This window comes from Balneola sp., assembly GCA_003712055.1.
GTDB lineage: Bacteria > Bacteroidota > Rhodothermia > Balneolales > Balneolaceae > RHLJ01.
This window is the reverse complement of sequence record RHLJ01000005.1, coordinates 345,905-358,104: the sequence shown is the minus strand read 5'-3', so window position 1 is coordinate 358,104 and position 12,200 is coordinate 345,905. Positions and strand designations below refer to the sequence as shown.

The 12,200-nt window shown below is 39.1% G+C and carries 13 protein-coding genes; all 13 read right to left on the bottom strand.

Features of this window, described 5'->3' with window-relative positions; genetic code table 11:
• A partial coding sequence (locus ED557_13450; protein ID RNC80126.1) for an insulinase family protein occupies positions 1-191 on the bottom strand: 191 nt, incomplete at its 3' end.
• An 85-nt stretch (positions 192-276) separates the two neighbouring features.
• Entirely contained in the window at positions 277-2,400 is a 2,124-nt protein-coding gene (gene pnp / locus ED557_13445; GenBank protein RNC80125.1) for a polyribonucleotide nucleotidyltransferase, read from the bottom strand.
• Between the two features lie 118 nt (positions 2,401-2,518).
• Positions 2,519-2,788 carry a 30S ribosomal protein S15 gene (locus tag ED557_13440; protein RNC80124.1) on the bottom strand — a complete coding sequence of 90 codons (270 nt, stop codon included), beginning with the start codon at positions 2,786-2,788 and terminating at the stop codon, positions 2,519-2,521.
• A 156-nt stretch (positions 2,789-2,944) separates the two neighbouring features.
• Positions 2,945-3,460, bottom strand: a complete 516-nt coding sequence (locus ED557_13435; protein RNC80123.1) for a hypothetical protein — start codon at positions 3,458-3,460, stop codon at positions 2,945-2,947.
• On the bottom strand, positions 3,450-4,430 hold the full coding sequence (locus ED557_13430) for a hypothetical protein (GenBank protein ID RNC80122.1): 981 nt from the start codon (positions 4,428-4,430) through the stop codon (positions 3,450-3,452). Before ED557_13430 ends, ED557_13435 begins: the two co-directional genes overlap by 11 nt.
• Before the next feature lie 49 nt (positions 4,431-4,479).
• Entirely contained in the window at positions 4,480-4,680 is a 201-nt protein-coding gene (locus tag ED557_13425) for a hypothetical protein (GenBank protein RNC80121.1), read from the bottom strand.
• Positions 4,681-4,952: 272 nt separating this feature from the next.
• On the bottom strand, positions 4,953-5,882 hold the full coding sequence (locus ED557_13420) for a bifunctional riboflavin kinase/FAD synthetase (protein ID RNC80120.1): 930 nt from the start codon (positions 5,880-5,882) through the stop codon (positions 4,953-4,955).
• Positions 5,875-6,612: a tRNA pseudouridine(55) synthase TruB gene (gene truB / locus ED557_13415; protein ID RNC80119.1), complete on the bottom strand. Its 738-nt coding sequence runs from the start codon at positions 6,610-6,612 to the stop codon at positions 5,875-5,877. The genes ED557_13420 and truB overlap by 8 nt, the downstream gene beginning before the upstream one ends.
• Positions 6,612-6,986, bottom strand: coding sequence for a 30S ribosome-binding factor RbfA (rbfA, locus tag ED557_13410; GenBank protein RNC80118.1), 375 nt, complete (start codon positions 6,984-6,986; stop codon positions 6,612-6,614). The genes truB and rbfA overlap by 1 nt, the downstream gene beginning before the upstream one ends.
• A 21-nt stretch (positions 6,987-7,007) precedes the next feature.
• Entirely contained in the window at positions 7,008-9,806 is a 2,799-nt protein-coding gene (locus ED557_13405; protein RNC80117.1) for a translation initiation factor IF-2, read from the bottom strand.
• Between the two features lie 59 nt (positions 9,807-9,865).
• Positions 9,866-11,116, bottom strand: coding sequence for a transcription termination/antitermination protein NusA (nusA, locus tag ED557_13400; GenBank protein ID RNC80116.1), 1,251 nt, complete (start codon positions 11,114-11,116; stop codon positions 9,866-9,868).
• A 9-nt stretch (positions 11,117-11,125) separates the two neighbouring features.
• Positions 11,126-11,587 (bottom strand): ribosome maturation factor, encoded by a 462-nt coding sequence (locus ED557_13395; protein ID RNC80115.1) that lies wholly within the window; start codon positions 11,585-11,587, stop codon positions 11,126-11,128.
• A gap of 127 nt (positions 11,588-11,714) precedes the next feature.
• Complete coding sequence (locus ED557_13390) at positions 11,715-12,104, bottom strand: hypothetical protein (protein ID RNC80114.1); 390 nt, start codon at positions 12,102-12,104, stop codon at positions 11,715-11,717.
• Positions 12,105-12,200 lie beyond the last annotated feature (96 nt).

The window sequence follows — 12,200 nt, the reverse complement described above, 5'->3', positions numbered from 1 at the left end:
AAAAAAAAAAACAACATGTGCTCCAGGAAGTGAGTAACCCCTGCTAGCTCATCGCTTTCATTTCGAGAGCCTGTTTTTACCCAAATTCCTACCGAAATACTTTTAACACTCTCGATATTTTCGGTAACAATTCTAAGACCATTTTCTAAGGTCGTTTTCTGTACCGAATCAATTTCTTTTAGATGTTCCATGATTGCTAAGATTCACTTTGGTTGGGAAAATAAAAAAAAGGCGCTTTCCATTACAGATCGCGCCTTCTAAAAAGTTATTTACTACTTATCCTTCTCTTTCGATAAGTGCTTTTCTGGAAAGTCGAAGTTTTCCACCATGCTCAACTTTAAGCAGCTTCACTTCAATCTCATCACCAAGGCTTAGATAGTCAGAAACTTTCTCAACCCTTTTGTGATCGATTTCAGAGATATGCAGAAGTCCGTCTTTACCTGGTGCTACTTCAACAAACGCACCGAAGTCTTTGATTGACTTAACAATGCCCTTGTAAACAGCACCTTCTTCAAGATGTCCAACGATCATTTTGATACGCTTTTTCGCTTCTTCTGCTTTGCTTAAGTCGTTAGCTGAGATTGTTACCTGACCTTTACCATTTGAATCTTCTTCAATGATGATTTCGGTTCCGGTTTCTTTCTGAAGCGTCTGAATTACTTTACCACCAGGTCCGATTACCGCACCAATATCGCTACCATCGATTTCCATTTTAAGGAACTGAGGAGCATATTGAGAGATGCTTTCTCTGGCTGAAGAAATAGTTTTCACCATTTCACCAAGGATGTGGATACGACCTGTATGAGCTTGCTCAAGTGCTTGCTCAATGATTTCAAAGCTGATGCCCTGAACTTTCATATCCATCTGGCAGGCCGTGATACCTTCAGAAGATCCCGCAGTTTTGAAGTCCATATCTCCCATGAAATCCTCTTCACCTCGGATATCAGAAAGTACAACTGTTTTGTTTTCTCCAACAATCATACCCATTGCGATACCTGCTACTGGCTTTTTAAGAGGAACACCGGCATCCATAAGAGCCATTGAACCTCCACAAACAGAAGCCATAGAAGAAGAACCATTTGATTCAGTGATATCAGAGATAAGTCGAACTACATATCCGAATTCATCAAAAGTAGGCATCATCATTTTGAGAGCACGCTCTGCCAAATGACCATGACCGATTTCACGACGCCCGGGGCCTCTCATAAAACCAGCTTCTCCAACAGAGTATGGAGGGAAATTGTAATGAAGCATAAACTGCTTTCCTTCCTGGCTAAATAAGGTATCTACAGACTGCTCGTCTCTTTTGGTACCAAGAGTTGCTGAAACCAGTGCCTGAGTCTCCCCTCTGGTAAAGATAGAAGAACCGTGCGTTCTTGCGATATATCCAACTTGGGTCCAGATATCACGAATATCAACCGGAGTACGGCCGTCGATTCGTCGTTCTTTTTCAAGAATCATATTTCGAAGTGCATTTTTCTCAATGCTTCCGAGGATTTTCTTCGCTTCACTTAATTTGTCAGTAGCGCCCTCATCATCTGCCCATGCTTCTTCAAGCTTGGCAATCGCTTCAGTTTTAGCTTCTCTTATCTTGTCATTGTACTCTTCTTTTCCAAGACCAATGTTTACGATCTCAATGATTTGAGCTTCTGCAACACCTTTTACCTGTGCTTCTAAGTCTTCGTCAACAGCTGGAGCTACAAACTCACGCTTTGGCTTTCCTAGCTCTTCGCGTAATTCATTCTGGAAATCACAGAGCTTTTTAATGGCTTCATGAGCGGCTTTAATGGCATCAAGCATATCTTTTTCAGATATCTCATCCATTTCACCTTCCATCATCAAAATAGAGTCGGCTGAACCACCAACTACCATATCCATATCGCTTTCTTTAAGCTCAGTTACGGTTGGGTTGATGATAAATTCGCCATTAACACGTCCAACTCTTACTTCTCCCATCGGTCCATCAAATGGAACGTCTGAAAGGTGAAGAGCTAAGGAAGCTCCAAATCCACCTAATACATCTCCATCATGCTCATCATCAGATGAAATCACAGAACTGATGATTTGAGTGTCACAATAATATCCTTTTGGGAATAATGGTCTTAAAGTCCTGTCGATTAATCGGCTTGATAAAATCTCTTTTTCGTTCGACCGACCTTCTCTTTTCATAAATCCGCCAGGGAATCGTCCTGCTGCGGAAAAACTTTCTTTATGATCTACTGTAAGCGGGAAAAAGTCCTGACCTGGTTTAGGTTCTTTGGCACTTACCGCAGTACAAAGTACCATGGTATCTCCCATTCTTACTACTACTGCACCGTCTGCTTGTTTGGCAATTCTTCCGGTTTCAACGGATAATACTTTGCCGGGTGCAAATTCTATACTTCTAAAATCTTCTTTCATTTATTTATTGTTTTATTTGTTTTCTGCTTTGTCCCCATCAATTAAGATTGGTTGGTTAGTTTTAAAAAAAGAGATGGGGAGAATTGAAAAAGGCTCCGTAGAAGCTGGAGCCTTTAAATTATTTACGAATACCGAGTTCTTTGATAAGTTCTCTGTATTTCTGAATATCGTTTTTCATTAGGTAGTTAAGGAGACGTCGTCTTTTCCCAACGAGTTTTAATAAACCACGGCGAGATGCGTGATCTTTTTGGTTTTCTTTGAGGTGCTCTGTTAGATGATTAATTCTATGAGTAAATAATGCTATTTGCCCCTCAGTAGTACCGGTGTTGGCAGCGTCTCCGCCAAACTTCTTGAAAATATCTTTCTTTTCGTCTGCTGTAATGCTCATTACAATATTATAGTTATAACTTTAAATCGATTTAAGACGCGAAAGATACGCTTTTTAGGCTAAAGCGACAATGCATCAGTGTTATAAAATATTTAGTCATTTAAGCTTAGCAGCTGTTTGCAAATCTGTTGTTGATTTATATCTCCGATGGTTTATCTATAGAACAAATTCTTCGGCCATTTCATAAAAAGCCTTAGTTAACTTATGAGACATAGGCTTCTCAACATTCACAACTCTTACATCTAACACAAAGTTTTCATCAAAAAGAAAAGACATAGGATTTCTTGGGATCAATAAAGTTCCAAAAACTTCTTCTGTTTCACGTAGAGTTATAATTTCATATGGAAACTTTGCTCCTAAATTGTTTAGATAATCAGCATGCTGCCCCACATAAATAACTGTATAGTTATCTTTAAAGCTGTCCATTTTTTTGTTCAGAATACCTACTTCTTCTGATACACTATTACCACACGAACCTTCATAAATTACTGTAAGTAAATGCGGACCATTTACTTCTATGTTTAAGGATGAAAGATCTATTTTTTCTACACCTAAATAATCGAGTTGATAAAAACCTCCTTCAACATTGTTTGAAATAAGACTTCTTATTAGAAAAAAAACAAGAAATAATACTACAAAGAGTAAAAAAAATATGGAACTATTAATCTTCAATTTGAACCAAATAAGATTTCATATTTGCAGGATCAAATAGAACAGACTTACCATCACCAGAAATTATGTTTCTTGCTTTAAAGCCTAAACTATATTTTGCAACTACTTTCTCTCTTTTATAGTCATAAATCAGAATTTCATTTAAGCTATACTTCCTTTCCGAGCCCTTACCCGTAGATAATAGAATGATATGGTCTTCGCTCAATTCATCTACATAACCCACACCGTTAGTTTTTATATCAGGATCATCCGGGGAAAGTATAAACGTTGCACCCCCAGATTCAACAGTTTTAGGCATAGAAACTGAACCAACATCAAAAGAAATTTTTTCTACAAATGTTGAAGACGGAATATCGAATACATATAAATCAGGTTTATACATAGCGCTAAATATCATTTTATCCCCAATGACAACCTGGGTCCCTTCCTTAAAAAAAAAGTGTTCAAATTCAGATAGTAAATCAATAGGGGAAAAATCGAATTCTTTTATATCGGGGTTTTTATTAATTGGTAATCCTGCATCAATAAATAATGATTTAGATGCTATACCATTTTCTATTATTAACCTTTTTTTATAGTTCATAAAACTGGAAGGAGAAATATATCTATTGACAATGCTCTCATAAGTACCCTCTAAAGTGTTATACATTAAGATTTTAAATTCATTTTCTTCGCCAAGATATATTCTTCCCTCAATATAAATTGCGGCTTGTATGCCATTTAGCTCGTTTGGCCCCCTTCCTTTGGATATTTTTAACTCGTGGATTAACTCATTTTTATCTACGTCAAAAACGTACACAGTGTTTGTATAGCTTTCAGCATAAACTAAGTGGTTATCGTTAATGGAATAAAAACCGTAATTATAGCCTTCTTTAAGCCCAAGATTTAATTCTTTTAGCTTCAGTGATTGCCCATTAAGATCATTTGTTAATAAAAGTATTACACTTATTGATAATGCTATATTCTTCATGAGAAATAAAATTATTCAACAAAAATAGCCTTCCGAAGAAGGCTATTTATTAATCATACCATATTGTTTTTTTATCTCCTTTTACAAGCACTTTATTTCCATCAGGAAGATGAATAGCCATGCATGTAACAGTTTGATCTCCTGAACAAGAAACATAGGGATCCATAAGGGTTTTTGTATTCTCACTATTACTCTCTGACATCAAGGAGCCTATGAAAATTGAGAAAACTAATATAAGTAGTTTAATCATATCTCTACTATTTAATTAATATTGGCAATAAACAGTAACTTATTTTCTTTATAAAAACTAATAAAGATATGCTGATCGTATAAACTAAATTATACTTAGAGTATACTTGACTAATTATTTTATGTTAAGATGTAAATTTCTTTAATGCGCAGGTATTTATAGAATAACAATTAAAGCCTGCCTGTTTTTTTTAAAAGCTTTTTAGGCTAAAGCGACAATGGATCAATGGCATAAATTATTTACTCATTACGACCTGGAAGAATACTAATAACCTAGCCCAACATACGTTTAGCACTCAACTTATCTTCTTCAAGTTGTGCAGCTAATTCTTCTGCTCCATCGAACTTCTTTTCGTCACGAATTCGGGATATAAACTGAATCTGAATTGTCTTTCCATAAATACTTTCTTTAAAGTCGAAAATATTCACTTCCAAAGTTTTGGTACTCCCGTCGAATGTTGGTCTTATTCCAATGTTCATCATTCCCCCATACCTTTCTTCATCTACTCTGACTTTTACGGCATAAATACCATTTTTTGGAATGATCTTATCCTTGTGCTGGGGTTGTAAATTTGCAGTTGGAAATCCTATTAACCGACCTCGTTCATCACCATGAATTACCACCCCATTCAAAAAGTAAGGCCTTCCAAGTAATTTGGTAGCCGTTCCAATATCTCCATTTTCCAGTAGCTCTTTTCTGATAACCGTACTACTGATGGTAATGTCTCCCATCTCTCTTTTCGATACTACATGTACATCAAATGCAATACGTGATGCAAGTTTTTCGAGCGTTTCAATAGTGCCTGACCGATCTCTCCCAAAATGATGGTCATAGCCAATTACAAACTCACTAATCCCTACTTTTTGATAGATGATATCTTTTACGAATTCCTCAGAGCTAAGAAGAGAAAAATCTCTTGTGAAAGGAATTACTAACAGTATATCGATTCCAAAGCTTTCCAGAATCTCAGCTCTTTCTTCTAAGGATGTAAGTAGTTTAATACTCTCACCCCTTGTACTAATAATCGTTCTGGGATGAGGGTCAAATGTAACGACAACACTTCTGGCATCACGTTTTTTTGCTTTCTCAACTACTGCTTCCATTAAAGCTCGATGCCCTTCATGTACACCATCAAAGGTGCCCACTGTTACCACAGTGTTGGGGTTATGATCAATATCTTTTAAGTGTACAAGTCTAGCCATCCGACCTCATCAAAGAGTTAATCTCATGTGGAGTTAAAGCGTCATCAGAAGAATACATACCAATTCCCGTACGTTCCAATGCAGATAAATATGCCCTTGAGTCAAGAGCTAGTCCTAAATCATGAGCTATGGAACGTATGTAGGTCCCTTTACTGCATGTAATCCTTAAACGGAGTTTAGGAAGTTCGAAATCCAGAATCTCAATATTATGTATGGTAACAGGTCTGGGTTCCAGTTCTATTTCTTTCCCCCTTCTTGCGAGCTCATACAGCTTTTTACCATCTCTTTTTAACGCGGAATACATTGGAGGAACCTGCTGTATCTCTCCATCAAACTTTTCTTCCAATATAGATGTAATTCCTTCTAGCGTGATGTGTTCAAAAGGAGCTTCTTCATTCACCTCAGACTCTCCGTCATAACTGGGAGTCGACCCTCCAAATGTTATTTCTCCTATATAGGTTTTGGGCATTTCCTGGATTTTGGAAATGGATTTGGTTGCTTTACCAGCACAAAGAATCAACAAACCTGTAGCAGCAGGGTCTAAGGTTCCCGCATGCCCTACTTTCCTGGTATTAAGTCTTCCTCTTGTATATTTAACAGCATCAAAACTGGTCCAGTCTTTTTCTTTATAGACAAGAACAATAGCACCGGTGTTAAAATCAAAATCCGGAAATGGAAGGTTTTTCTTAGAAAAAACAGGAATAGACTCAATAGGAAGTGGCTTCGCCATTATTCCTCAGAATCTTCGGTTGGAGCTTTAGGCTGGCTATCTACTTTTTTGAACAGCTCTTCCATCTTATTAACATATTCGGAAGTATCGTCAGCGTAGAAATGAAGTTCAGGGATTTTCCGAACCTGGTTTCTGATTTTACCAGCCAATTTATGTCGTATTGCTGGTACCTGCTCATCAATAAATTCATACACCACCTGGTCATCCCTACCCGGAGCAAATACGCTTAGGTATACTTTTGCGATCGATAAATCGGGAGTAACACGCACATTGGTAACCGTTACAAAAGTCCCATCTGGCTGAAATTCTCTCTGGATGATTTCACCAATGTCCTTTTTAAGTAATGCGCCTAATCGCTCTACTCTAAAGCTCATGATGGTTAATTAAAAAGTGAGTTAATTAATATCCTCGAGTGTACGTTTCTCTTCGGTAATCTTGTAGCTCTCGAAGGAATCGCCAACTTTGATATCATTGTAATTTTGAATCGAGATACCGCACTCATAACCTGAAGTCACTTCCTTAACGTCATCTTTGAAACGTTTTAAAGCTCCAATTGCTCCGTCATAAATTACCACACCTTCCCGAATAATACGGATTGGGTTGTTTCGGTCAATCTTTCCTTCTGATACATAGCAACCAGCAATAGTACCTACTTTAGAAACTTTAAAGATCTCACGAACATCTACAATACCCATTAATTGTTCTTTCAGCTCTGGTGAAAGAAGTCCCTCAAGGGCATCTCTAACTTCATCCACGGCATCGTAGATAACACTGAACAATCTGATATCAATTTCTTCAGTCTCAGCAAGCTTACGAGCTTGTGCAGTAGGACGTACCTGGAAACCAATAATGATAGCGTCAGAAGCGGAAGCAAGTAGCACATCAGATTCAGAAATTGCACCTGCCCCAGTGTGTATGATGTTTACCGCAACTTCATCTGTACTAATCTTTTGCAGAGATCCGGAAAGTGCCTCAATAGAACCATCCACATCAGCTTTGATGATGATATTAAGTTCAGATACTTCACCAAGAGCAAGTCTTCTGGAAAGATCATCAAGCGTCATATGCTTGGTTTTTCTGAGCGCTTGTTCTCGACGAATTTGCTGACGTTGATTGGCTACTTCTTTTGCCGTTTTCTCATCAATGGCTACTACCACTTTATCACCAGCTTGTGGCATTTCATCAAAACCTGTTAGCTGAACCGGAGTAGCTGGACCTGCATCTTTAATTCTTTTTCCAAGATCGTTTTCCATGGCTCTTACTCGCCCAAAACATGGGCCTGCCACAAAAGCATCTCCCACATTTAGCGTACCATTTTGAATCAAGATGTTCGCAACAATACCTTTCCCTTTATCCAATCGAGCTTCAAGTACCACACCATCTGCTCTACGATCAGGATTCGCTTTAAGGTCAAGTAGTTCGGCTTCAATCAATACCTTTTCGAGTAGGTCGTCTATACCCATCCCGGTTTTTGCAGAAACAAGTGCAAACTGAGTAGTACCTCCCCACTCTTCCACAATTACATCATGATCCGAAAGCTGTTGTTTGATCTTATCAGGGGTAGCACCTTCTTTATCCATTTTGTTGATTGCTACAACAATAGGCACACCGGCTGCTTTCGCGTGGTTTATAGCTTCAATGGTTTGAGGCATCACAGAATCATCGGCTGCAACTACAAGAATTACAATATCGGTTGCCTGAGCACCACGAGAACGCATCGCGGTAAAGGCCTCGTGACCCGGAGTATCAAGGAAGGTGATTTTCTTACCATCATGAACTACTTCATAAGCACCAACGTGCTGAGTAATACCTCCGGCTTCTCCTTCAGCTACTCGTGCCTCACGAACATAATCAAGTAATGAGGTTTTACCATGATCAACGTGACCCATTACTGTAATAATTGGAGCGCGTGGTTTAAGATCTTCCTCGGCATCTTCTTCAACGACCAAGTCTTCGACAAGTTCTTCAGCATCGATGAATTTCACATCCTTGCCAAATTCACTAGCTACCAATTCTATGGTTCCGGCATCAAGGCGTTGATTAATGGTAATCATCAAACCAATACTCATACATGCCGAAATAATATCATTTACCCCTACTTCGAGTTCTTCGGCTAAGTCGTTTGCGGTAATGAATTCGGTTACCTCAATAGAACCGGAATCCATTTCTTGCATTTCCTGCTGAAGTAACTGCTCTTCTTCACGCTCTTCTTTACGCTGACGACGTCTTTTTCCACGTTTGCTACCAACCGTGCTGTTCCCCTGCATTTTTTTGAGGGTTTCGCGCATCATACGATCAACATCTACCACATCAACCTCAGCCTTTGGCTTGGCTTTAGGTTTTTCCTTCTTTGGATTAGGTTTTTTCTTTTGATCTTTCTGATTTGACTGAGCTTGTTTTTTATTGTCACCCTGCCCATCAAATCCAGGTTGGTCTTTTTTACGCTTTCTCTTTTTCCTTACTTTTGAACCGGAGGTTAAATCGTTAGTAAAGGCTGTTTTTCCAAGTACTTTAGTGCCCTTAAGCTGCTGTGCTCGTCCACGTATTATCTTACCGCCTTCAGTTTGAGTTTCTTCGACTTCGTCCTCTTCATACTCATCTTCTCCGGCTTCAGCCTCTACTTCTTGCTCCTCCTCTACTTCTTCCGCTTCAGCAATAGCTTCTTCAACTTCTACTTCAGGCTCCGCTTCAGCAACAGGCTCTTCTTCAGGCTCAATTTCGGCTACTGGCTCAATTTCTGGTTCAGATTCGGGCTCTGGTTCTAGTTCTGGTTCTGCCTCAGCTACAGGTTCTTCTACCTGTTCCAAAACAGGTTCATCCTCAGAAAGGGGCTCAAGCCCTGCAATCAAATCATCTTCAACGGCATCTTTAACTTCTCCAGCAGAGCCATCAATAGGTTCAAGGGCATCCATAGGTTCCAGCAAGTTATCGAGCGTTACACTCTCATTCCGCTGATTCAGCATATGGTTCCTGCGACTCTCATACTCTTCTTTTGCCCGTTCGTGATCCTGGCTTTTGGCTCTGTCTTCACCATATACACCATCCAGGGCGTCATACATCTCCGGTGTGACTTTGAAGTTAGGCCGATTGGCCGCAGTAAAGCCATTGTCTGCCAGTGTGTCTACAATAGATTGTGTTGACACATTAAACTCTGAGGCAACTTTAAATAATGGTTTTGGTCTGCTTATGGGCATATTTGATTTTTGGATTACGCTCTGAAACTAAAGAATTTTGCTAGTAATTGCTTATTGGCTTACTCGTCAAACTCGTAAGCAATTACATTAATAATCTTGGTGGCAAGCTCTTCATCAATCTCACCATTTGTTCTGCTTACGATCTCATCAGCAGACAATTCGAGTACAGCACGAGCTGTATCACAGCCGATTTCGTGTAGTCGCTGGATATTCTCTGCGCCAAAATCTTCTTCAAATTCTGCCAGATCAATATCATCTTCCTCTTCCACTTCGCGGTAAACATCGATTTCTGATTCAGCTAATCGGGATGCCAACCTAATGTTAACACCACCTTTACCAATTGCCTTGGAAACTTCATCAGCTGGCACCAATACATTCGCTTTGGCGCCATCTTCACTTAGCTCAACCTTCATTACTTCAGCTGGCTGTAGAGCTCTTTTGATGAATTCGATTTTATCCTCAGTGTAGTTGATGACATCGATATTTTCATTTTGAAGTTCACGTACGATAGCATGGATACGAATACCTTTCATACCTACACACGCTCCGACTGGATCTACACGCTCATCATGTGAAAGAACCGCTACTTTAGAACGATCACCAGGAGCACGGGCAATTTTCACCAATTCGATAATACCGTCAAACACTTCTGGAATCTCATTTTCGAACAGTCGCTCAAGGAATAGTTCTGAAGTTCTGGAGATAATTACCGTTGGGTTTCCATTTTTCATGTGAACACCAATTACTACCGCTCGGATGGTATCTCCTTTTCGGTAACGGTCTTTATAGATCTGCTCATTCTTAGGAAGAAGAAGCTCAACACCGTTGTGGTTTACAAGAATGTCTTTGTTATGGCGCACCTGGTACACATCACCTAAGATGATTTCCCCTACACGATCGCTATAATCTTCGTAGATATTATCCTTTTCGATCTCACGAATACGTTGTGCTAACTGCTGGCGAGCCATCATCACGGCACGGCGTCCGAAATCAAGAATCTGTACTTCCTGTGCCAACTCATCATATAATTCGATATCAGGATCAATCTTTTGGGCATCTTCAAGAGCGATCTCGGCTACAGGATCAGACAGCTCTTCTTTAGGCACTACTTCCTGTACATGAAGGATCTGTATTTCTCCCCTGTCGGCGTTCAGAATTACCTCGAAGGCGTCATCGGTCTCATACTTCTTCCGAATCATCGTCCGGAATACATCCTCCAGAATGGATAACAGTAAATCCCTGTCAATGCCTTTTTCTTTAGCAATCTCAGCAAATGAGGAGATAATTTGTTTTGATAAATCGTTTTGCATGGGGTATGCCTATTTTATTACTGGGATGATTTTTGCTTCTATAATGGACTCAAAAGGAATCCTGGTAGCGATGTTTCCGGCTGAGAGAACTACCTCATCATCTTCTACCGCTGAAATAACTCCTTCTACCTTTTCAACTTCCTGATCCTCTGTCCGATATCTTACTTTTAGCGTACGCTCAATATTCTTTTTGTATTGACGACGATCGGTCAATGGCCTGCTCAACCCAGGAGAGGATACATTTAACCGGTACTTATCGCCTAGTAACTCATGCGCATCAATTAAAAACCCTAATTCTCTGCTAATTTCAGCACATTCATCAATATTCACTGCCTTGTCTTCTCCATCAAGATATACCCATACCTCTGTACCGCTTCCGGTCTTCAGCTCAACATCTACAAGAAACAGCTCTTTCTCCTCCGCAAGCGGAGACGCTAATTCTTTAATAGTTTCGGTAACATCTGGTGTCATAACTCGATTTTAAAAACAAAAAAAAGTGAGTGCCTTTCGACGCTCACTGAGACCCAAAGGTAGGTGTATTTCCCTAAAATTTCAATGTATTTGGCGGGATTTGTTTTGGATGATTATTACTTGATTCTTAGTCATCCCGTGAGAAAATCAATTTTTCTATAATCTCATATTTCTCATTAAAAAAGCTCTTAGGAAAAGAGGAAAATTCTAGAGAGAACAAAAACCCGTTAATGATCCAAATATCAACTTTAAGTTCAGATACAGAATTTTTGAATCTTAATGAAGCTACCTTAAACTCTTCACTCTTCAGCTCTAGCTTAAGAGACTCATCGAAAGTAGGGCGTCCCCATTTCATACGATAAAAATTTACTTCATCTTCATTGGCTCGTTGTATTCTATTTATCGTAGATATCTGTTTTTCTAACTTTTCTCTTGTTAAAGAACTTAACGAATCCAACAAAATTTGGATTATCTCCCTCTCGTATCTTCTAAACTTTCTTGAATAAAAATCTATCATGGCAAAGTATCTTTTGATCAGTCACCGACTTTTTATCTTTCTTAAGATGGTATTTTCTAAATCTACATAAAAGCATATATGATCATATATGTTATG

Coding starts and splice junctions, on each gene's coding strand:
- truB (RNC80119.1), bottom strand. CDS start 6,612: ATGGCGAAGCCACTTCCTATTGAGTCTATTCCTGTTTTTTCTAAGAAA.
- ED557_13395 (RNC80115.1), bottom strand. CDS start 11,587: ATGACACCAGATGTTACCGAAACTATTAAAGAATTAGCGTCTCCGCTT.
- rbfA (RNC80118.1), bottom strand. CDS start 6,986: ATGAGCTTTAGAGTAGAGCGATTAGGCGCATTACTTAAAAAGGACATT.
- ED557_13440 (RNC80124.1), bottom strand. CDS start 2,788: ATGAGCATTACAGCAGACGAAAAGAAAGATATTTTCAAGAAGTTTGGC.
- ED557_13390 (RNC80114.1), bottom strand. CDS start 12,104: ATGATAGATTTTTATTCAAGAAAGTTTAGAAGATACGAGAGGGAGATA.
- ED557_13430 (RNC80122.1), bottom strand. CDS start 4,430: ATGAAGAATATAGCATTATCAATAAGTGTAATACTTTTATTAACAAAT.
- ED557_13405 (RNC80117.1), bottom strand. CDS start 9,806: ATGCCCATAAGCAGACCAAAACCATTATTTAAAGTTGCCTCAGAGTTT.
- ED557_13425 (RNC80121.1), bottom strand. CDS start 4,680: ATGATTAAACTACTTATATTAGTTTTCTCAATTTTCATAGGCTCCTTG.
- ED557_13420 (RNC80120.1), bottom strand. CDS start 5,882: ATGGCTAGACTTGTACACTTAAAAGATATTGATCATAACCCCAACACT.
- pnp (RNC80125.1), bottom strand. CDS start 2,400: ATGAAAGAAGATTTTAGAAGTATAGAATTTGCACCCGGCAAAGTATTA.
- nusA (RNC80116.1), bottom strand. CDS start 11,116: ATGCAAAACGATTTATCAAAACAAATTATCTCCTCATTTGCTGAGATT.